Source organism: Bacteroidota bacterium, assembly GCA_013696965.1.
Classification (GTDB): domain Bacteria; phylum Bacteroidota; class Bacteroidia; order JACCXN01; family JACCXN01; genus JACCXN01.
This window is the reverse complement of sequence record JACCXN010000026.1, coordinates 24,300-46,957: the sequence shown is the minus strand read 5'-3', so window position 1 is coordinate 46,957 and position 22,658 is coordinate 24,300. Positions and strand designations below refer to the sequence as shown.

Here is a 22,658-nt window from a genome sequence, read left to right as displayed (position 1 = left end):
AATCAGAAGTAATTAATGAAAGATTTGAATTTGATTTTAGCCCAAGTCTTTCATTATTGGATGAATTGTTCCCACCAAACTGAAAAAACGGACCTGGGTTGCCCTGTCCTTGTACTTGTCCTTGTGCTGTTGTAATACAGTTAAATAAAAAGAAAGGAAAAACAATTGCCATTGTTTTAAATTGCAAAAAATAAAGTGTACAAATATTATTTTTTGCAGAGATTTTTTGAAGAGTCATAATATCTTATTTTTTACAATTATATAAAAATTAGATCATTAATTAATTTTTTATATAAAATAAAAACTTTTATCTGTAATTACAAGGTGTTCAGAGAAATGATTCTGAACTCTAAATTCCATTAAAAAAAGGAGATCAGAAAAAATTTGGCAATAGACTTAAGGATCTACGAATGAAAAAAGGATTAAAAGAGATGAGTCCTTTTTGCATATGACCATAACATAAACAAGACTCACTATGTCAGCTATAAAAATGGAGAAAATTTTAATATATAATATTCATTTCCTGTACGGTTCCAACTAACCTGTTCCAAGTTCCCCATAATCTTTTTGACCCGGGCATAGGCTTTTCCTTAATTTAGAAGCATCAAGAGAACAAACACCAAACTAAGAAATACACTTTCGTGAGTTTTCAAAAGCGGGGTCAGCCATAACCCTCTCCTTGTCCAGATTGGATTGAGTTTTCACAATTTGTTTGTTGTCACTTGTAAAATGGGTTTTATTCTCTATTGATCCCTTTATTTTATTCCAATTAGGTGTGCCATAATCTTAGATTTACAATAAAACTCCCCAGAAAACGTATTTATTATATTAGAAAATTGATGTAAAACCAGTTAAGGGATAAGCCATTACAAACCCTATTGCAATCATTCGTAATGGACTTTTGCCGAAACATGCTCAATCAAATAATTTGTTCTAAAAACAGCCGTGTCAAATTTATCTCCTGTAGTTGGGTGATGAATATTGCGTTTGAGCACAAAATCAAAAAGCAAAGGATTGTATTTATAAATTTCATTTAAGGGTTTTCTGTCCTCTTTGTCTAAATACCCCATTTTTACCAATGCCCGTGTCCATATTAAGGAATTAACTGCTGGTAAAGGATAATCACTTCCATTAATTAACCTGTGGTGTATCTTTGTTCTTTTTAAAATGGCCCTTAACGGAGCTCCCAATCGATTAATCTGGGTCATTGCCGAAATGTCTCCAAATAAATTCCCCTTGTATTGCTCCTCTGCCATAAGCCGGAGAAAAAGCTTATAATTTTTCTCTCTTATGGAAGGTTTTCTGTCTAAATCGCTATTGCGGCCTAAACCCGCGCAATGGGCCATTATTATTTTTACTCCCATATCCAAGGGCCTTCTGTAAAGCAAGGGATTTCCCAAATGCTGGAAACCCCAAACTGGTATTGCCTCTTCTTTTCCGGTATGGGTTAACAGAACCAAATCCAATTCAACCATTTTCCTGTAAAATTCCGTGCATTTTTTATCCGAAGGGTCCATTCCCATTGAATTGGGCAACCATTTAATCTGCTTTACTCCCAGTTCAGCCCATTTTTCTAATTGGTTTATTGCATTTTTTCTGTAGGGATGAATGGAGGCACAAGGGAAAAAATGATTGGGGAACTGCTTGCTTATTTCATAAACCAACCTGTTGGGCACATACGCCATTGTGTTGGAAGTGTTTACAGAACCATCTCTGCGGTAAAATTTATCCAAGGCAAGCAATGCAAATTTGCCAGGAATTTGATAAGCCAGCGTAATTAATCGTTCAACATACTGCTGATCGCTTTTTTTAATATTTTTCACGCCTGCGGCATTGGCAAAAACATTGAATTTTAAATGCTTAAAAGGCAATATCCAGGAGGTCATTTTTGGATTAATGTAATTACCCGATTTCCCTGTTCCTAATCCAAGAATATGGCAGTGATAATCCCTGAAATCTCCTTCAGGAATCCCTTTGAAGGCCTCTTTTATATAATATTTTGTCCTGTCTTTTAAATCATCATATTGAAGCTCTTCATTATAATTGCCTGCTATTTTAGTTAACCAGGGAAATACTGCATCTTTTCTTTTTGCCATAATAATATAAAGGTTTATTAAGTTTTATTTTATGCTCTTGCCTATTCTTTAGTATCGTTTAATTCTGACTTTTATAAGTTAATGGAGGCCTGAAAATCATTTTATTTTGAACCTTGAAAAAGCATCAAATAAAATTTTTTTCAACCTGGTTTTCCAAAGTCTATCTTCCATCCATTAAATTTAATAAAATTTAAGCAGAAATAATTTCACGGTTAATTGGACTTATTAAATTTGGGAATCGTATTTTTGAGCAAAATTTTCAATTCCAGGATCCTTTAAAATTCAGGATTCAACAAAAAAAAATCCATGAGAAATATTTGTACTTTTATTTTAGCCTTGTTTATTGTATCCTGTTCTTCAGATATGAAAACTTCCCAAAACAATCCCGATCAGCAAGATCTTGCTTTTGAAAACTATAAAACAAACTTCATCGAGGCGCTATGGGAATCTTCTCCAGGATGGGCAACTTATGTTGGCTATGAAAAATATGATACTGTGTTATCCATTCCTAATGAGTCAAACAGGATGGAAGAAATAGCTTTTTTAGCTTCTTATCTTGATTCTTTAAAAAGCTATGATCCTGCTTTGCTTTCCCCATCAAACAGGACCGACTATCATTTAATAAAAAACCAGTTGGAGAAATCATCCTGGAGAATTGAAAAATTCAAAGAATATCAATGGAACCCTTCATCTTATAATGTAGCGGGTGGTTTTGCAAAAATTTTGGGAAACAAGAAAATAAATCTGGAGGAAAAAGCGAGGAGGATACAAGCACGAATGAGAAATGTACCTGCTTATTATGAAAGCGCAATTCAAAATATTGAAAACCCTACAATTGAACATACCGAACTTGCCATAGAACAGGGCAGGGGAACTATAAATTATTTTAATACTATAATTCGGGATTCATTAAACCAGGCTAAAATCGGAATCCATGAATTGCAAAGCTACGAAGCCTCTCTAAACATTTCAATTGCTGCAATTCAAAATTACATAAATTACCTTGAAAAAGATTTGTTGCCTAAGTTAAAGGCATCAAATTCAAGAAATTTCAGAATTGGAAAAAAGCTTTTTGAAGAAAAGTTCGCTTTTGAAATTCATTCCGCCTATACCGCTGAAGAAATTTACAAAAAAGCATTAAAAAGAAAGGCTGAATTAAATGATGAAATGATTAAGCTTTCCAAAGAATTGTGGCCAAAATATTTTAAGGATAAAAAGCAACCCGAAAATGAGCAGGCTATTGTTAAAATGCTGATTGATGAAATTGCCAAAAACCATGTACATCGCGATTCTTTTATTTCCGCAATTGAACAGCAAATCCCTGAACTTGAAACCTTTATTCGTGAAAAAAACATTGTTTATCTTGATCCTTCCAAACCCTTGGTAGTTCGCAAAACTCCTGAATATATGGCAGGGGTTGCAGGTGCTTCAATATCATCCCCCGGACCTTATGATGTGGATGGAGATACCTATTACAATGTAACTCCTTTAACCAATTACAACGAAAAACAGGCTGAAAGCTATCTCAGGGAATATAACCATTATATTTTGCAAGTATTGAACATTCACGAAGCCATTCCCGGACATTACCTTCAGCTTGTTTACAGTAACCAATCAAAAAGCATGATTAAAAGTATTTTAGGTAATGGCGCAATGATTGAGGGTTGGGCAGTTTACACCGAAAGGATGATGTTGGAGGAAGGCTATGGTAATTTTGAGCCCGAGCTTTGGCTTATGTACAACAAGTGGCATTTAAGAGTAGTGTGCAACACCATTTTGGATTACAGTATTCATGTACTTGATTTTACACAAGATCAGGCTTTAAACCTTTTAATGAACGAGGCATTTCAAGAAGAAACTGAGGCTAGAGGAAAATGGAAAAGGGCCACGCTTTCCCAAGTCCAGCTTTGCAGTTATTTTACTGGATATACTGAAATTTATGATTTTAGAGAAGAACTCAAAAAGAAAAAGGCCAATAACTTTAATTTAAAACAGTTTCACGAGCAGTTCCTTAGTTATGGAAGTGCACCTGTTAAGTATGTAAGGGAGTTAATGCTCGTTGAGTAGCATTATTTAAATATCCATTATAGGGTTAGCTGTTGGTGCAATTGTCTTTTTCCTGCCAAAAAACCTCAGATCTATACAAATAAAATTTTAACCAGTATAAAAAACAGTATGCGCGCACGTCAAATACAAATTGCAACAAAAATTCTTGAACTGTACCTGCATAAGGCCGGAGGCCATACCGGTGTTTTACCTTTACATGTTTTTTTACAGGGATACTTCAGGGAGAACAAGCAAATGGGTTCAAAGGACAGGAAAATAGCATCTTCTCTGCTTTATAATTATTTCAGGTTAGGAAAAATTTTAACCTACCTTGATTCGCAGGAAAGAATGGCCATTGGAAGTTTTTTGTGTGAAAATGAAAATTCTGAAATTTTCAAAATCCTATTTTCGTTTTTACCCTGGTTTTCAGATGAAATGTTAACAAAACCCCTTGTTGAGAAAATTGATATTCTTAAACAAAATTACGATTCATTTAATTTAGCCGATGTGTTTCCTTTGGATGTTGAATTATCTGAAGGTATTGAAAAAGAGGAGTTTTACAGGTCGTTTTTCATCCGTCCAAAACTTTGGATAAGAACCAAAAGAGGATTCCAGGACATAGTTAAAGAAGAACTGAAGAAAAAAGAAATTCCTTTTGAAGTTTTTCCCGAACATCCGCAAACCATAGGGCTTGAAATTGCCACAAAACTTGACCACCTTGAAAGCAAAAACAAGGGATTGTACGAAGTGCAGGATTTGTCATCACAGCTAACAGGCGATTTTTTAAATCCGGCAAAAGATTCACGTTGGTGGGATTGTTGCGCTGGGTCAGGAGGGAAAAGCATCATGTTACTTGATAAGGAGCCAAGCGTGAAACTTTTGGCAACCGATGTAAGGCCACAGATCATGGACAATTTGAAAGTCAGGTTTAAAGCTGCCAGATTAAATCAATACCAAGCCGCTGTTTATGATTTTTTCGGCCCAGCTGCCTTACCCGGTAAAAACCTGGATGGTGTTATCGTAGATGCTCCCTGTTCGGGTTCTGGAACATGGGGACGCACACCGGAAATGCTTAGTCTTTTTAAAGCCGATGAAATTTTGAATTTTCAGCAAAAACAAAAAAGAATTGCCACGGCTGTTCTTCCTTCCCTTAAACCAAATAAATTTTTGATTTACATAACTTGCTCAATATTCAAAGCAGAAAACGAGGATGTAGTTAATTACTTATGCGAGAATTTAAATCTAAAGCTTGATCAAATGCAAGTGATACAGGGTTTTGAAAACAGGGCCGATTCTTTGTTTGTGGCAAGGATGATTAAGTTGGTATAGTCGTAATTTTATTTCTGTTTATAATAATAGGGTAAAATCCCCTGATTATTGCATGGAGGTGATTCCAATTGCAACAATAAATAAAAAGAGCTAATTTTCCCGATAAAAGCCTTCAAATTTCCCTTCATGCTTAATGCCTGGGCAATTCAATCTTGAAAAAGAATAAAACTTCATTTTTAAAAATTACTTTTTTTTCTACTTCTCATAAAAGCGTATTTTTATTACTGGGAGTATTGCTTATAGTTTTAAAATAAGAATCCAGGAAAAAGCTTAAAAATTAATTATATTTGAATGAATAAACATAATCTGTTTATTCAAATTATAATATATATGCAATGAAAACAGCAATCCTGATTTTTCTTTTTTTGTTCAATGCAATGCTTTTGATTGCACAGAATTATCAAACTGTTTTGTCTAATAGAATTGGATATTTTGAAGATTCAAATAAAGATGTTAGGTGTATCAGGATTGATTCGGTATTGCCCCAAACAGACTCGATTTTTTTTCCGGCCCCCAACATTAATTTTGATGGTGAATGTTTTACACCCTATGGTCCATCTTGGTTAGGCAGTATGGTGATTGTAAAAAATGATGGGTATAATTTATATTTTAATAAAGACAAGGATACTGTAAAAATTAAGACCATTGCCAGTTTAAATGAAACCTGGACTGCATTCCAAATACAGGATTCTATTGTAATTACCGCAAAAGTTATACAAATCACACTTTCTTCATTTGTAGGGGTATCAGATTCCACCAAAACAATCGAATTCAAAGTGTATGATAAGGCAATGGTTCCAATGAATCATGATTTGAATAACAAAACGATCATTTTGAGCAAAAACCATGGTTGGGTTAAAGTCTTAAACTTTAATTTGTTCCCGCATCTGTATTCCTTCAGTCCTTTTTATATTGATTTACTTCAGGAATATGCTCTTATAGGGCTTTCTGACCCCCAGGTTGGGATTCAAAATTTACTTTGGTTTCAGGTTCATGATTTTCAAATAGGAGATGAAATACATTCAGAGTACTATAACAATGGGGTCTATAATGGTAGCTTTTCCTATTCTACTACAATTAAAACCATTGAAAAGTATTTAGAGAGATATGATTTTCAGGATTCAATTGTTTATAAAGTTGAAACACGGAGGGCCAAAGAATTAAATTATTACATGGGAGATAAGGTGCAATCATTCACGCACGATACATTAATAAAAGTCATTAAACCTTTTCCTCTATTTGACCATTTTCCTTTAGAACCATTTTTGGAAGGAACAGAATTAGGCGAAATTTCCATGAAAAATTATTCACGCCTTCAAAAAACTCCGTTATTCGGTTTAAGCAATGAATCAGATTCTTGCTGGAAAGAAATAATTTTTTCAGGATGTATGAACAATGATTTCTATGTTAAAGGATTGGGTGGCCCATTTTATTCTTGCTATTATAACTTTAATATAAATGAACAAAAGCTAATTTACTACAAAAAAGGTGTACAAACATATGGTTCACCCTTTATTGCCCTGGATGCGCCTGAACATGCAAGAGATAAAAATCCAGAATTATATCCCAATCCAGCCACAGAACATATTTGGCTAAAGGCTACAGATTTAACTTTGCCTTTAATGTTTGATTTGCATGATATTATGGGTAGAAAAGTATTGGAACAGGAATTAAAAGCAATGCTTTCATTTGTTCATGTAGGATCTCTTGAAAGAGGAATATACTTTTACAGCTTTAGAAATGAAAACCAGGTTATTAAATCCGGGAAAGTTATTCTAAAATAGATAGCCGGTCAAGACGCCCTTAATTCTTCAGCGCTTAAATATTCATTGAATTAGATTGATTGCAAATAGAATTCTTTAAACCATCAAAGGAATTTACCAAAAAAGGTTGAAACTTTGCCTTAGCAAACTATTAAATTCCAATCCTATAAATTCTAGAATCATATACCCATAATGATAAACGGAAAAAAATAATTAGCATTAGGGTTAACGCAGAACCGATCAGGTTTTTAAGCATTTTTACTTTTTTGAAGGAACTTTTCCGCCTTCCTTTTTTGCTTCTGAAAGGCCTATTGCTATTGCTTGTTTTTTGCTTTTAACTTTCTTTCCTGATCCTGATTTTAACTCTCCGCGCTTCATTTCATGCATTGCTTTTTCAACTTTCTCCTGTGCTTTTTTACCGTATTTAGCCATTTTTTTTGATTTTATAGTTAAATAAGAAAATTTTGTGCCGGAAATTCAATTGTAATTTTTCTTGTATTTACTTATATTTCAATTAATTTCAGCGAGATTTTCAAACCTAATTCATTTAATTTTTAGTTGAACCCTAGCTTCCATAATTTCTTGCCCACAAAGTTTTTTTACCATATCATTCAAAAAACGCAAAATTTTTAGTCACCTTTTACATTATCCTTGGATAATTCCTTTAAATAACTTGATGAATTCATTAACTTTGAAAGTTTTAAACATAAATAAATGGCCCAAAAACCATCCATACCAAAAGGAACACGTGATTTTTCTCCTGAACAAATGGTCAGGAGAAATTATATTTTTGATACTATTCGAACAGTTTACCAGCTTTTTGGATTCATGCCCATTGAAACTCCTTCCATGGAGAATCTTTCCACATTAACAGGAAAATATGGTGAGGAGGGTGATCAACTGATTTTTAAAATCTTAAATTCAGGGGATTTTTTATCCAAAGTTCAAATTCCTAAAGAAACTTTGCAGTCTGTAATTGAAAATTCAACTGCAATCAAAGAGGTTGCTGCAGATTCAATTCTTCCATCCAAAGTAATTTTAAAAGATATTGCCGAAAAAGCTTTGCGTTATGATCTTACTGTGCCTTTTGCCAGGTACATAGTTCAGCACCGGAATGAAATTACTTTTCCTTTTAAAAGATACCAGATACAACCGGTTTGGAGAGCAGACAGGCCCCAAAAAGGACGTTACAGAGAGTTTTTTCAGTGCGATGCTGATATAATAGGGAGTGATTCGCTTTTAAATGAGGTTGAACTTGTTCAAATAATGGATGAAGTGTATGCTCGCCTTGGAATTGGTGTTACCATAAAAGTGAATAACCGTAAAATTCTTACCGGAATTGCAGAAATTATTGGTGAACCGGAAAAAATCATTGATATTACAGTTGCTATTGATAAATTAGATAAAATTGGCCTTGAAAAAGTAAATGAAGAGCTGCTTGAAAAGGGAATAGCGCAAAATGCAATTGACCAGCTTAAACCACTAATGAGTTTATCGGGAACGCACTCTCAAAGGATTGATTTTTTAAAAGAGTTTTTAAATTCTTCCCCTACTGGCCTGAAAGGTATTGAGGAACTGGAATATATTTTCAATCGCTCGCTTGAAATTTTACAAGATGAGAACAAACAAAATTCTGTTTTGACATCTGGTTTACCCCATGCTGTACTTGAGTTTGATGTAACATTGGCCCGGGGATTAAATTATTACACCGGTGCTATTTTTGAAGTTAAAGTGAACGATAAAAGAAGTGATTTTAAGGGCAGTATTTGTGGTGGAGGAAGGTATGATGATTTAACGGGAAACTTTGGATTGCCTGGCGTTTCAGGAGTTGGCATATCTTTTGGAGCGGACCGAACCTATGATGTAATGGAAGAGATAGGACTTTTTCCTGATTTTAGTGGAGAAACAACTAAATTGTTGTTTGTTAATTTCGGGGAAAATGAAGAGAAATTTTGTCTTTCTGTTTTAAGAAAAGTGAGAGCAGCTGGAATAAACGCTGAAATTTATCCGGACCAGGCCAAAATGAAAAAACAAATGAGTTATGCTGATAGCAAAAAAATTCCCTTTGTAGCTATTGTTGGTTCTGAAGAAATTAAAAGTAATACAATCACATTAAAGAACATGATAAGTGGTGAGCAGCAGAAACTAACAGTTAGTGAAATAATTAATTTATTAAAAACGAACCCTTAATATCCTCCAATCTTAAACTCTAAAAAAATCCTTTTTATGAAAGCTGATTATCTGAAAGTAATTTTCTTTTTAGTATTGTTAATAATCCTTCAGTCTTGTACCACATCCCTGCGTATTTCAGTATTGCAGCCCGCAGATATTAATATGCCGCATCATTTTGAAAAACTTGCTGTGGTTCACCGCCATAAGCCCTCCCAGGAAAACATTTTAACAAGTGTACTGGATGGCATATTAAGCGGTGGAGTGGGTTTGTTGACGGATAAGGAAGCAGGTAAAAGCTGTCTTAACGGATTAAAAGATGCACTTCTAAAAACTCCCCGGTATATTATAACAGAGCCGGCTGGTTTGGATTTAAGGGGAACAGGAACAGGGGTATTTGCCGCTCCGCTTTCCTGGGAACAAATTGAGAAAATTTGCATCGAAAACGGAGCAGAAGCTTTAATTGTACTGGAAGTTTTTGATACAAAATCTGTCTTGTCTTTTACAACCGGAACACGTAAAGTGACAAATAAAGAGGGTGTTAGCACAGACGTAATTGAACAGGTAGCCAACCTAAGAATGATGGTAACAGCAGGATGGAGAATTTACGATTATCAGAATAAGAGAATTGTGGATGAGTTCAGGGGAGAATCTTACCTTGATTTTGGCGGAAGGGGAACTACTCAACAACTTGCAACAGCAGCCCTTATAAACGGCAGGGATGCAATCAATAAAGCTGCATTTAATGCAGGTAGTGTTTATGGATATAGAATTTCTCCTCAATGGGTTTGGGTTCACAGGGAATATTATACAAAGGGTTCCCCAAGTCTTAAAATTGCAGGCAGAATGGCAAGGACTCAGGATTGGGATGCCGCCAGGGAAATCTGGTTAAAGTTATCAAGGAGCCAGGATAAGAAAATTGCCAGAAGAAGCACCCATAACATGGCCATTGGTTATGAAGTGGCAGGCCAACTAGAGGAAGCTCTGGAATGGTCAAAAAAGTCTTATACACAATTTAACAATAAGAAATCATTGAGGCATTCGCATCAAATAAGGGCGCGAATTAGTGACAATGAGCGATTAAAACAACAAATGCAATAAAACAGTTAATTTAACTATGCAAACACATTACATTACTTCAGGGAAGTTGGAATTCTCAGTCCTGGATAAAATTATCAGGGGGGATTTTCAGCTTGAACTTTCCCCTGAATCCATTTCCAAAATAAACCATTGCCGGGAATATCTTGATAAAAAAATAGCATCTGAAAAAAAACCAATTTATGGTATTAACACAGGTTTTGGATCTTTATACAGCCATTCAATTTCTGAGCATGACCTAGAAACATTGCAACAAAATCTTGTAAAGTCGCATGCATGTGGAACAGGGGAGGAGGTTCCAGAAGAAATCGTAAAGCTTATGCTGCTTCTGAAAATTCAGGCTTTATCTTACGGAAATTCAGGAGTTCAATTGGAAACTGTAAATCGTTTAGTCTATTTCTATAACAATAACATTCTTCCTATAGTTTATCAACTAGGTTCTCTTGGTGCTTCAGGCGATTTAGCTCCACTTGCACATTTATGCCTGCCTTTAATTGGAGAAGGAGAGGTTAGTTACAAAGGAAACAGGATACAGACCCAGGAGTTATACAAAGACCTGCAATTAAGTCCAATTCATTTAAAATCAAAGGAAGGGCTAGCTTTGTTAAATGGCACACAGTTTATGAGTGCTTATAGTGTTCACATCATTTTAAAAACTTTCCGATTATCTCAATTAGCTGATATTATAGCTGCAGTTTCACTTGATGCATACGATGGAAGAATAGAACCTTTTAATGTGCTGGTTCATCAAATAAGACCACATAAAGGACAACAAGAAACAGCAAAGAAAATAAGCAGTTATCTTGAAGGAAGTGAGCTAATAAAAAGGCCAAAAACCCATGTTCAGGATCCTTATTCTTTCCGTTGCATTCCTCAGGTTCATGGAGCTTCTAAGGATTTGTTCGATTACGTAGCAGGAGTGTTTTTAACGGAAATAAATTCAGTTACAGATAACCCAACAATTTTTCCGGAAAATGACCTTATTATTTCCGCTGGAAACTTTCACGGACAGCCTCTGGCATTATCATTGGACTTCCTTGCCATTGCACTGGCTGAATTAGGAAGCATTTCCGAGCGTAGAACCTTTAAACTTATTTCGGGCCAAAGAGGATTGCCACCCTTTTTAATTGCAAATCCTGGCCTTAATTCCGGGTTTATGATTCCTCAATATACTGCCGCATCCATTGTAAGTCAAAACAAGCAATTATGCACTCCTGCATCAGTTGATACCATTGATTCCTCAAATGGGCAGGAAGATCATGTGAGTATGGGGGCAAATTCTGCAACTAAAGCATATAGGGTTGTATACAATGTGGAAAGGATATTGGCAATTGAATTATTTAATGCTGCACAAGCCCTTGATCTAAGAAAACCAATTAAATCATCTCAATTTATTGAAAAATTTGTGGGAGAATTCAGGCAAACAATTGATTTTTTAAATGAAGATAAGTTAATGTATAAAGAAATTAAAAATAGTATTAATTTTATTCAAACAGTTAAATTACCAGGCAAAGATGAGTGATTACAAAGATAGAATTTGGGAAATTTTAGGATTAAGATATAAATCCCATCCCTGGCATGGTGTAAGTATTGGAGCTGATGCACCCAATATAGTTACCGCTTTTATTGAAATAGTGCCTACCGATACGGTTAAATATGAAATTGATAAAGTTTCAGGTTTCTTAAAAATTGATCGTCCACAAAAGTTTTCCAATATTATTCCGGCATTGTATGGCTTTATTCCACAAACCTATTGCGCGGAACAGGTAGCACTTTTTTGCGCTGAAAAAACAAACCGTAAGGGAATAGTAGGGGATAAGGATCCTTTGGATATATGTATTATGACAGAAAGAAATATTACCAATGGAAATATACTTGTGCAGGCAATTCCGATTGGTGGTTTTAGAATGATTGATGGGGGAGAGGCTGACGATAAAATAATTGCGGTAATGAAAGGTGATGAAGTGTATGAGGCATGGGATGACATTTCTAAACTTCCTAAGTCCATGGTAAAAAGGCTGGAACATTACTTTTTAACATACAAAGATATTCCTGGTATTGAAAGTAAACGCTGTGAAATTACCCATACCTATGGCAGGGAAGAAGCCCTTGAGGTTATACGCAGAAGCCGGATCGATTATCATAAAGAGTATGGAAATTTAGAAGAAGTACTTTCAAAAGAGTTTTTGAGCTAATACAGTGAATTACTATTTTAGGGTATGATTTTAGAAATATTTTCGTTTAAATAGTTTGACATTGATTTAGTCACAACAATCAAAAATGAAAAAAATTTATTTAATTCCTGGCTTAGCTACTGATGAAAGGTTATTTTCTAACCTAAAGATAAAGGATGCAGAACTAAAAGTTATTAAATGGGAAGTCCCCTTAAAAAAGGATACTATGGCTTCTTATGCTAAGAAACTTGCTGAGCAAATAGATATTTCCGAACCATTTTATCTTTTAGGCGTTTCTTTTGGAGGAATGTGTGCCATTGAAATTTCAAAATTTTTAAAGCCAGTAAAAACTGTTATTATCTCAAGCGCAAAAGGAGTGGATGAAATGCCATTTTTTATAAAAATGTTCCGCTATTTTCCTATCCACAAATTTTTTCCCGAATGGTTTTTTATAATACTTTCCAAAACGGTGAAAAATACATTGGGAAGGCATTCCAGACAAGACAAGGATTTGCTTTTTGAAATGCTACTGTCATGCCCAAATAAATACATCAAACGCGCAATTAATTTGATTGTTAGCTGGTCATGCCAATCGGGCTCTTGTGAGGGTGTAAATATCATCCATATCCAGGGAACAAGTGACAGAGTAATTCCCATTAAAAATTTATACAATGCCATTGCTGTGCCTGGAGGTACTCATTTTATGGTACTAAACAATGCCAGTTTTATCAATGAGGTTATAAACAGGGAGTTGGGGAATTAATTTTTATATTTCGTTTGTTTTTTTAAAAAAAGCATTGTCCTAAAGATTAAGTCTCAAGCACAATAGGCAATTTCAAAACTGTTTTTTTCTGAATTAAGTAAGTGTAATCATCCTCTCCTTTATTATTGTATATTTGATCTAATCAACCCCCGAAAAACATGAAAAAAATCCTGTTTGTAGTGTTTTTATTTCCTTTCTGCCTTTTTGGTCAAAACTGGCAGATGTTTCCCAAAGACCAGACTTCCTATTTTATAGAAAATGACGGGAAAACCCTCCATTCAACAATAATGGATTCAGTTGAGATTGACGGAAATCAGGAAATTTTTTACTTCAGAAGAAACATTAATTTACAAGGTGCCGGAAATTGTTATCAAGATATATTTGAGGATATTAATAAGGATATAAAACGATTGTGTTATTTTCTACTAAGGTTGTTTAAATTGTAAGGTTTTTGAGCTCTATTATAGCTAATTAAATTTCTGAAAGAGTTGCTGAAAGCTACCAGAGTTTTCGGTCGTAGTTGGAAACTACGCCCAACGTGGGAAAAATTAAATTTTTGCTTATTCATTTTTACCCTTATAGCTTTTCTTTAACCTTAGTAGAAATGTTATGTCAGCAGCAATATAACCTTATTACCTTTTTGTTTTTACTCACTTGAAAAATGACATTAAACAGGGTAATAGGGTTTTAAAAACGATGTGTTATTGTCTACTAAGGCTGATTAAATTGATAAGGTTTTGAGCTCTATTAAAGTAAATTAAATTTCTGCAAAGAGTTGCTGAAGCTACCTGAGTTTTCGGTCGTAGTGAGAAACTATGCCCACTGAAATCAGGAAATATTAGGAGGCCAACTTGTGTTAAAAAACACAAGAATTACGATTGGAATCTCTCTTTGACTATAGAAAGAGGTGAAACCCTAGACAGTTTTTTGGAATATTTCCCATCTATTACAAAAGAACAAACTATAGCTGTAATAGAGATTGCAGTCTATAGATATCATAAAAATTATGAAACTGCTGCTTGACGAGAACCTACCCAAAGAGACTAAAACAGGACTTTCTGGAATTTGAAATTTATACCATAAAAAGGCTGGAGTGGCAAAACCAATGGTGAATTATTAAAACTTATGTTGGAATATAATTTCTTAGCATTAATGAGATTTTACAAAAATTTACAACATCAGTAGATTTCCATAAATATACCCTGACTGTGTTTGTTTTAAGCGCTCCCGACAATACATACTTATTTTTAAAGAAATTGGTAAATCATATAAAGGAGAAAATTTTAAAGGAACTTCTCCCTGGTCTTATTAAAGTAAAAGAAGGATAGCTTCGACCAATTCTTCATTGCCAATGCAAAGACCTGCCATAATTAAAAGTTTGTCACCAAATATGAAAGTGAAAATAATTTTTTTTTAAGCTTCATCTCCGCTTAAACGGCCGAATAATCAGCCTCAAGGCCTGGTCATAAGAAATGTAATTATAAAACCAATCAATAAGCACTACCACCCTGTTTCTAAAACCAACCAATGACATTAAATGCACGAACATCCAAACAAACCAGGCAAAAATTCCCTGGAATTTAAAGCCTTTCATATCTACAACTGCTTTATTGCGCCCTATGGTTGCCATTTTTCCTTTATCCTTATAGCAAAAGGGAGTCGTTTTTGAATTGTTTTTAAGCCTGTTGAAATGTTTGATTAAAAAATTTGCTTGTTGAATTGCCACGGGTGCTACCATGGGATGCCCCCCAGGGTATTTTTCCTCCTCCATATAGGCCAGGTCACCAATTGCAAAAATATTTTCAAACTCTTGCACTTTGCAATATCTGTCCACCTTTAGGCGGCTTGTTTTTGTTACCTGCTGCTCCGGCAAGCCCTCAGGAATATTTCCCTTTACCCCTGCTGCCCAAATAAGCGTTTTGGCAGAAAGGGTTTTTCCATCACTCAATAAAACTGTTTTTCCATCAAAATCCTTAACACTGGAAGAGCGCATCACATTTATTCCGAAATCTTCCAGGTATTTTAGGGCTTTAGCTGAAGCTTGTTTTGACATTCCTGAAAGCAGCCTTTCGCCTGCCTCTACTAAATATACCTGCATCATGGAAAGGTCTATTTCGGGATAATCAATTGGAAAAACATTGTTTTTTAATTCTCCCAAAGCACCTGACATTTCTACGCCAGTAGGGCCTCCACCTACAATAACAACATTGATTTGTTCATTTAATAACAACTCATTTGTTATTGGCAGGGCCTGTTCAAAATTTTGTAAAATTATACTGCGAAGGTCCAGTGCCTGGGGAATGGTTTTCATAGGGAAAGCATACTTTTTTACGCCTTCAATCCCGTAAAAATTGGTTGTGCTTCCTGTTGCCAAAATAAGAATATCATATTCCAAAATGCCTATATCGGTAACAATGCTGTTTTGCTGATGATCGATCTTCTCTATTTCTGCCAGGCGGAAATAAAAATTGGGATAATGTTTAAAAAGTTTCCTGAAAGGATAAGCAATGGAATCCGGCTCCAGCCCTGCGGTTGCCACCTGGTACAATAAGGGCTGGAAAGTATGGTAGTTATGCCGGTCTATTAAAACAACTTCATAATTTTGCCCTCTTAGCTCTTTACACAATTGTAATCCTCCAAAGCCGCCTCCTGCAATTACAATTCTTTTTAATTTGCTCTCGGGAAGCAGTAGGGGTAATTCAATATTGCTCATTTTTTTAGTTTCAAAATTTTAATTTAAATTTAAGGATTAATTACAGATTAGGCATATCCTTTAAAATAGATGTTATTTGTGTAGATAAATACAGTCTAATTTAAAAATTCACTTCCATTATAAAACCTGTTTTGGACCAGCAAAACAAGAAGGCACGAAACTCGGCCTGAAAAGATTTAATTTTTGCCAAAGACACTAAAAAAAACGCACCCGGCAAGCACACATAAAAACCATTAGGACTAGGCCTAAACAAAGTGGATATGCAACTATAAAACCGGACATAATGTTAAGCTATGCAGCAATGTTTTGTTTACTTAGTTGATTTTCAAACTCATTAATTGTCAAATATCCTAAGGCAGAATGCCTTCTCCTTGTGTTGTACCAATATTCTATCCATTCAAATATAGATAATTGAGCATCTTCTCCAGAAGCATATTTCTTTGTGTAAACCCATTCAATATAAAATGATTTAAAGTAACTTCTGCAACTGCATTATCCCAACAGTTCCCCTTTCTACTTATGCTTCTTGTAACAAATTTATTTCCATTTAATATGTTTGCAAAAAGTTTTACAGGCAAATTCTATCCCACGGTCAGAATGGAAAATTAGCGAATCCATTACAATGTGTTTTATATTTTTCTTACATGGCATGCTGCAAGGTTAACTACAAGTTACCGGCTGGTTTCCACACTAATCCCTGCCCCTCAGGCTTTCGCTTCAGCTTAGCCGTACAGCGAATTTGCTGAAAGTATTGGAAGCTTTGATGAATGAATAACCAAAGTTTGCCGGTTAAAATTTAAAATTATGATGAATGGTAAAAAGAATAGATTTAATTATACATAAATTTGCATAAAAATTTCCAACCAAACACACCATGTCTTTTTTGCGCATTTATATCATCATATTTCTTTTTCTTATCACCCAATTAACAATTGGCCAAAACCCCAATTCTAAAGGATCTCAGGCCCCCCTTACCATTGGTAAAATATCAGGAACCCTTATTGATGAAAAATCAAAACAGCCGGTTGAGTTTGCAGCCGTTTCAATAAATGAATTGATTTCAGGAAAAATTATAAATGGAACAATCACAGATGGAAAAGGAAATTTCAAGCTGGAGAATATTGCTCCTGGAATTTATGTTGTGAATTTTTCATTTATGGGCTATGAAAAAAAGTCCATCGATTCATTAAAAACAACACCTGAAAAACCGGACTTTAGTATTGGAAAAGTTTTTCTTAGCCCAACAGTGTTTTCTTTGAAAGGGATAGAAATAGAGGCAGAGGCTTCAGTACTGGAAAGCAAGGTGGATAAGATTGTATATAATGCCGACAAAGACATTACCTCCCAGGCCGGTGATGCTTCAGAAGTTTTAAGTAAGGTGCCAATGGTTTCGGTGGATATGGATGGGAATGTTCAATTAAGGGGGAATTCAAATGTGAGAATACTTATTAATGGCAAACCTTCAGGAATGATGGCAAACAACGCGGCAGATGCGCTAAAAATGATTCCTGCTGACCAGATAAAAAGTGTAGAAGTAATAACAAGTCCATCTGCAAAATACGATGCCGAAGGAACTGCGGGAATAATTAACATTATCACAAAAAAAAATAACATAGAGGGAGTAACAGGAAATATCAATGCAACAGCAGGGAATAGAAGAAATAGTTTGAATGCAAACATAGGACTTAAAAAGGGAAGGTTTAACCTGAATTCCGGAGTAAATAGCCATTATGGTCTTCCACCCAATGGCTCAACGGAATTTTACCGAGAAGAATACACGGGTGATCAAACACGAACCCTAACCCAAACAGGCGATTTCCAGGTATTAAGAAAAGGAACAAATGCTTTTTTGAATGCAGATTATGATATTAATGCCTATAACAGTATTGCTTCAGGAATAAGAGTAGCTACCTTCGGATTCAACAGGGACAACGATGTCCATGTTGCTTTTGACGACCCTGCACTTGCCTATAAACAGGAATACCAGAGGAGCACAACAAACCCCTCGGGTTCCAAGTCAATTGACTGCAATCTGGATTACCGTAAAACTTTTGCAAACCCTAAAAAAGAATTTTTTGCTTCGTTGCTTTATAACAACAACATTAAGGAGGATAATTATACCCTTATGCAAACAGGGCAATACAGCAGTTTAAATGAGCGGAGTTTTAACAATGGTTTTAACAATGAGTTTTCGGGCCAGTTGGATTACAGCCATCCATTAAAAGAAAAAACCTTACTGGAAGTGGGTGTTAAATCCATAAACCGTACAATAACCAGTGATTACACCTATGAAATTTTCAATAATTCATCTGATTCATATGAAATTAATTACAATAGATCAAACAGCTTTCTTTACCAGCAGGATGTGTATTCAACATATGCACAAATGGGTTTTAAATTTAAAGAAAAATATGAGTTAAAGGCAGGAGGCCGCTATGAATATACTTTGATTAATGGCACTTTTAATGATGATGGAGACTCTAAAATAAAAAATGAATATGGAAATATTATTCCCTCTATTTCTGTTTCCAGGACATTAAAGCAAACCTCAAGTTTACGTTTTAATTATTCACAACGAATTCAAAGGCCTGGTTTGAATTTTCTTAATCCATTTATTAATGCAGGTGATCCCAAAAACATCTCTTATGGCAACCCTTTACTGACGCCTGAATTAACACATAATTTCGAATTGGGTTATGCTGCTTTTACCAAAAAATTCAGCCTAACCATTTCCGCTTTTAACAAATATACAACCAATGCAATTCAGAGTTTTGTTGGTGTTGATTCATCCGGAGTTACTTACAACACGTTTTATAATATAGGCACAAGTAATTCCAACGGGATTAATTTATTTGGACAAATGACAATTGCTAAAAAACTTACTGCACGAGGATCAGTAAACACCAATTACATGATTCAAAGCGGAGTGGTAGAAGGCAAGTCTATAAGCAATTCAGGGTTGCAATACAACATGAACATTAACTTAAGCTATGATTTCGGGAAAGGATACTTTGGGGAAGCATTTTTAATGTTTAATTCTCCACGAATAACCTTGCAGGGTAAGGTTCCTTCATTTTCCATGTCAACTTTTGGAGCAAAAAAAGAATTGTGGAAAAAGAAAGGAAGTATAGGCCTGGTTGTTATGAACCCCATTAACGGCAAACTGAAATTCGTAACCGAATTAAGGGGAGAAAATTTTTACCAGAAAAACACCAATATTGTTCCAATTCGCGCAGTAAGCCTTACTTTTAGTTACAAGTTTGGAAAGATAGAAACCAAGAATACATCCCGTAAAGGCCGTAAGGAAAATAAAAGTGATGACCTGAAAAAAGAAGATGGAGGATCTTTCTGATGAAATGTTTTATGACTCAACTAAATAGTTCATGTTCTATTTGCTCACAAAAATTAATTTTCCATAGGCCAATTTCTCACTGCCTTTTTGAAGTTGATAAAAATAACATCCCGGTTGAATATTCCAGTCATTAAGAGAAAAGTTATAATCTAAGTTTTCTTTTTGTTTCAGGTTAAATGAAATTAATATTTTACCCGTTAAATCAAATAAAGTAAAGGATAAATCTGTGTTATTGCTGAAATCAGTTGTTAAAGAAAAATTGAGTTGATCAATTACTGGATTTGGAAATAGGCTTATTACCGAATTTTTTTTTTTCTGATTTTGAGTTTGAGAAGAAATATTACTTTCTAATTTATATACTACACCCTGATTTAAGGAAGCCACATATAATTCCCCCTTTGAGTCTTCTCCAAAAGTGCTTAAACTTTTGCTAAATTCCCCATAAAAATGATTTTTCAATGTGCCGCTACTATCTGATATTGACCAAATTTTGCCGCTGCAGTAATCTGCATAAAAATAATGCCCATTAAAATCGGGATATTTTATACCTCTATAAACATAACCTCCGGTAACTGAACAATCATTTAAAAATCCTGTGTTAGGATAGGTAAAAACAGGATAAAAATAATCTGATGCAAGACCACAACCGGAAGGATTGAATGTAAGGTTTCCCTCGTAACACCGCCAGCCGTAGTTCTCCCCTCCCTGGCTGGAAGCCAATTGCATGTTTATTTCTTCCTCCGTGTTTTGACCTACATCAGCGATCCAAAAATCATTGCTCAGCCTGTCAAAACTTATGCGCCAGGGATTGCGTAATCCAAGTGCCCATATCTCATCTAAAGTATCAGGACTTGCAACAAAAGGATTTGTAGTTGGTATTGAATAAGCTTGTCCCTGATTTATATCTATTCGGAGTATTTTTCCCAACAATACCAACGGATTTTGGGCATTGTTAAAAGGGTCCCCCGAGCCTCCTCCATCGCCAACACCAATATACAGGTATCCATCAGGTCCAAATTTAATATCTCCTCCGTTATGATTGGTAAATGGTTGATGAATTTTCATAATTATTGTTTCGCTGTTTACATCAGCACTTTGAGAATCAAGACTATTTACGGTAAAGCGAGAAATACAGGTACTGTCAGAATTATCAGTATAATTAACATAAAAATATCCGTTGGATGCATAATCAGGATGAAATGCAAGACCAAGTAATCCCTGTTCTCCTCCTGATGAATTTACTTTGGAATTTATATCAAGAAAGTAACCGGCATTTAAGTTACCAATTGTATCTACAATTACAATTCGCCCATCTTTTTCCACCACAAACAAGCGATTGTCATTTGCATGGGAAATACTTACAGGTTTATTGAACCCGGTTGCTAAAGCCACAAGGTTAATTTGAGCTTGCACGCTAAAGGTAAATAGTACTATGAATAATACGGATGTTCCAATAAAACGCTTCATTTTGGCCAGTATTTAGTATTTTTTTCAACTGTTTATTTAGATAAGAAGATAGGAAATAATTTTCACTTTTAAAAATCTGAAAAACATGAAATGTAAACCCACTTTGGCTATGAAAGGAAAAAATTACTATGTTTGGCTTTGGCAATACATCCTTAATAATAAAATTTAAAAAACGAGCATCTGAAATTAAAATTTCTCTTGTTACACTAACTAAAGAACAGATCTAGTTTAAAATACAATGTGTTTTCATAATTCTATACATAAAAAAGCCAAAGTAATTCAAAACAGGTATAAGGCAAATTTTCTAAATGCTGAAATTTTTGTTCCTATATATCATGGGAATGGCTTTAATTTTCCCAAATGGCCCGTTATTACCTATGATAAAAAAGACTGCATTCAACTTTTTGACTGGGGACTTATTCCAAGTTGGGTAAAATCAAAAGGACAAGCCACAGAAATAAAGTTAAATACTTTGAATGCAAGGTCAGAAACGGTATTTGAAAAACCTTCTTTTCGAGTTGCCGCTAAAAAGAACCGTTGCATTGTTCCCTCAACAGGTTTTTTTGAATGGCAAACCCTGAACAATAAAAAATATCCCTTTTTTATTTATCCTGAACAAGACGATTTTTTTTCTTTTGCTGGAATATGGGAAGAATGGCTTGATAAAGAAACGGGTGAATTAATAAAGACTTTTTCAATATTAACAACCCAGGCCAATCCTTTACTGACTAAAATTCACAATACAAAACAAAGAATGCCTGTTATATTACCCGAACATCTCGAATCGGACTGGTTAAATCCCAACATTTCCCAAGAAGATGTAATGGCATTCTGTATTCCTTTTGATGCTAAGCTCATGAAAGCGCATACTGTAAGCAGGCTTATTACCTCAAGAACTGAATTATCTAACGTTCCTGGTGTTCAGGAAGAGTATAAATATGTTGAATTAGTTTAAAAACGCTTTTAGAAGGAGAGAATAAAAATCGAACTCCGGTTAAAAAAAGAGCAATTACAATTCTCCTATTCCCTGTCTTAGAATAACAGGTTCCCCTTCAGTGCAATCTACAATTGTTGATGCTACATTGTGCCCATATCCCCCATCAATCACCATATCTACCTGATTTTTATACCTTTCATAAATAAGCTCGGGATCCGTGGTATATTCAATAATTTCATCCGGATCGTAAACTGAAGTTGAGATAATAGGATTATTGAGTTCTTTCACAATCTCTCCCGGGATTTTATTATCAGGAATACGTATACCAATTGTCTTTTTCTTGCTTTTAAACAATTTTGGAACTTTATTATTTGCATTAAGAATAAAGGTAAATGGCCCTGGAAGAACTTTTTTTAACAACTTAAAAGTAATGTTATCAATTTGCATGGTATAATCAGAAAGATGGCTTAGATCATAAAAAATAAATGAAAAATTCGCTTTTTCCGGTTTCAGGCCTTTTATCTTACAAATACGCTCTGCCGCTTTCATATTATTCATATCGCAGGCAAATCCATACACAGTATCAGTGGGGTAAATAATAACTCCACCGCTTTTAATACAGTCTACAACCATTTTAATGTGTCTTGGTGCAGGATTATCAGGATGGATTTTTAAAAGCATATTAATTTGAGATATTCGTTTTTTTGAATTGCATTCGTAAAACTTCTAAAGTGCAATTAACTATGCACTT

The 22,658-nt window shown here is 34.7% G+C and carries 18 protein-coding genes; 11 read left to right on the top strand and 7 right to left on the bottom strand.

Annotated features, from left to right (window positions below):
* Window positions 1-238 (bottom strand): hypothetical protein (locus H0V01_04715; GenBank protein MBA2582674.1); only part of this gene is annotated, 238 nt, incomplete at its 3' end.
* Between the two features lie 646 nt (window positions 239-884).
* Window positions 885-2,096 (bottom strand): amidohydrolase family protein, encoded by a 1,212-nt coding sequence (locus H0V01_04710; protein ID MBA2582673.1) that lies wholly within the window; start codon window positions 2,094-2,096, stop codon window positions 885-887.
* A gap of 306 nt (window positions 2,097-2,402) precedes the next feature.
* Here H0V01_04710 and H0V01_04705 point away from each other — a divergent pair, with 306 nt between their 5' ends.
* The 3 genes from H0V01_04705 (at window position 2,403) to H0V01_04695 (ending at window position 7,255) form a co-directional block, all read left to right on the top strand.
* Complete coding sequence (locus H0V01_04705) at window positions 2,403-4,163, top strand: DUF885 domain-containing protein (GenBank protein ID MBA2582672.1); 1,761 nt, start codon at window positions 2,403-2,405, stop codon at window positions 4,161-4,163.
* A gap of 108 nt (window positions 4,164-4,271) precedes the next feature.
* Entirely contained in the window at window positions 4,272-5,471 is a 1,200-nt protein-coding gene (locus H0V01_04700; GenBank protein ID MBA2582671.1) for an RsmB/NOP family class I SAM-dependent RNA methyltransferase, read from the top strand.
* A 335-nt stretch (window positions 5,472-5,806) separates the two neighbouring features.
* On the top strand, window positions 5,807-7,255 hold the full coding sequence (locus H0V01_04695; protein ID MBA2582670.1) for a T9SS type A sorting domain-containing protein: 1,449 nt from the start codon (window positions 5,807-5,809) through the stop codon (window positions 7,253-7,255).
* Window positions 7,256-7,492: 237 nt separating this feature from the next.
* On the opposite strand, the gene H0V01_04690 is transcribed toward H0V01_04695, so the two are convergent.
* Window positions 7,493-7,666 carry a hypothetical protein gene (locus H0V01_04690; GenBank protein ID MBA2582669.1) on the bottom strand — a complete coding sequence of 58 codons (174 nt, stop codon included), beginning with the start codon at window positions 7,664-7,666 and terminating at the stop codon, window positions 7,493-7,495.
* Window positions 7,667-7,948: 282 nt separating this feature from the next.
* On the opposite strand from H0V01_04690, the gene H0V01_04685 reads away from it, so the two are divergent.
* From H0V01_04685 to H0V01_04660, 6 genes are all read left to right on the top strand, one after another.
* Complete coding sequence (locus tag H0V01_04685) at window positions 7,949-9,424, top strand: histidine--tRNA ligase (protein ID MBA2582668.1); 1,476 nt, start codon at window positions 7,949-7,951, stop codon at window positions 9,422-9,424.
* 36 nt (window positions 9,425-9,460) lie between these two features.
* The gene (locus H0V01_04680) at window positions 9,461-10,504 is read left to right on the top strand and encodes a hypothetical protein (GenBank protein ID MBA2582667.1); all 1,044 of its coding nucleotides are present in this window, start codon (window positions 9,461-9,463) and stop codon (window positions 10,502-10,504) included.
* A 16-nt stretch (window positions 10,505-10,520) separates the two neighbouring features.
* Window positions 10,521-12,023, top strand: a complete 1,503-nt coding sequence (gene hutH / locus H0V01_04675; GenBank protein ID MBA2582666.1) for a histidine ammonia-lyase — start codon at window positions 10,521-10,523, stop codon at window positions 12,021-12,023.
* Complete coding sequence (locus H0V01_04670) at window positions 12,016-12,696, top strand: inorganic pyrophosphatase (protein ID MBA2582665.1); 681 nt, start codon at window positions 12,016-12,018, stop codon at window positions 12,694-12,696. The genes hutH and H0V01_04670 overlap by 8 nt, the downstream gene beginning before the upstream one ends.
* 85 nt (window positions 12,697-12,781) lie before the next feature.
* Window positions 12,782-13,438 (top strand): hypothetical protein, encoded by a 657-nt coding sequence (locus H0V01_04665; GenBank protein MBA2582664.1) that lies wholly within the window; start codon window positions 12,782-12,784, stop codon window positions 13,436-13,438.
* Between the two features lie 158 nt (window positions 13,439-13,596).
* Window positions 13,597-13,884, top strand: a complete 288-nt coding sequence (locus tag H0V01_04660) for a hypothetical protein (GenBank protein MBA2582663.1) — start codon at window positions 13,597-13,599, stop codon at window positions 13,882-13,884.
* Between the two features lie 974 nt (window positions 13,885-14,858).
* Here H0V01_04660 and H0V01_04655 read toward each other — a convergent pair.
* Both H0V01_04655 and H0V01_04650 read right to left on the bottom strand, forming a co-directional pair.
* Window positions 14,859-16,151 (bottom strand): NAD(P)/FAD-dependent oxidoreductase, encoded by a 1,293-nt coding sequence (locus H0V01_04655; protein ID MBA2582662.1) that lies wholly within the window; start codon window positions 16,149-16,151, stop codon window positions 14,859-14,861.
* Window positions 16,152-16,442: 291 nt separating this feature from the next.
* Window positions 16,443-16,610 (bottom strand): transposase, encoded by a 168-nt coding sequence (locus tag H0V01_04650; protein MBA2582661.1) that lies wholly within the window; start codon window positions 16,608-16,610, stop codon window positions 16,443-16,445.
* 415 nt (window positions 16,611-17,025) lie between these two features.
* Here H0V01_04650 and H0V01_04645 point away from each other — a divergent pair, with 415 nt between their 5' ends.
* Window positions 17,026-19,503, top strand: a complete 2,478-nt coding sequence (locus tag H0V01_04645; GenBank protein MBA2582660.1) for a TonB-dependent receptor — start codon at window positions 17,026-17,028, stop codon at window positions 19,501-19,503.
* Between the two features lie 36 nt (window positions 19,504-19,539).
* Here H0V01_04645 and H0V01_04640 read toward each other — a convergent pair whose 3' ends face one another.
* The gene (locus H0V01_04640) at window positions 19,540-20,970 is read right to left on the bottom strand and encodes a PQQ-dependent sugar dehydrogenase (protein ID MBA2582659.1); all 1,431 of its coding nucleotides are present in this window, start codon (window positions 20,968-20,970) and stop codon (window positions 19,540-19,542) included.
* Window positions 20,971-21,208: 238 nt separating this feature from the next.
* Between H0V01_04640 and H0V01_04635 the strand changes: the two genes are divergently transcribed.
* Window positions 21,209-21,925, top strand: a complete 717-nt coding sequence (locus H0V01_04635) for an SOS response-associated peptidase (protein ID MBA2582658.1) — start codon at window positions 21,209-21,211, stop codon at window positions 21,923-21,925.
* Window positions 21,926-21,979: 54 nt separating this feature from the next.
* Here H0V01_04635 and H0V01_04630 read toward each other — a convergent pair whose 3' ends face one another.
* Window positions 21,980-22,588 (bottom strand): threonylcarbamoyl-AMP synthase, encoded by a 609-nt coding sequence (locus H0V01_04630; protein MBA2582657.1) that lies wholly within the window; start codon window positions 22,586-22,588, stop codon window positions 21,980-21,982.
* Window positions 22,589-22,658 lie beyond the last annotated feature (70 nt).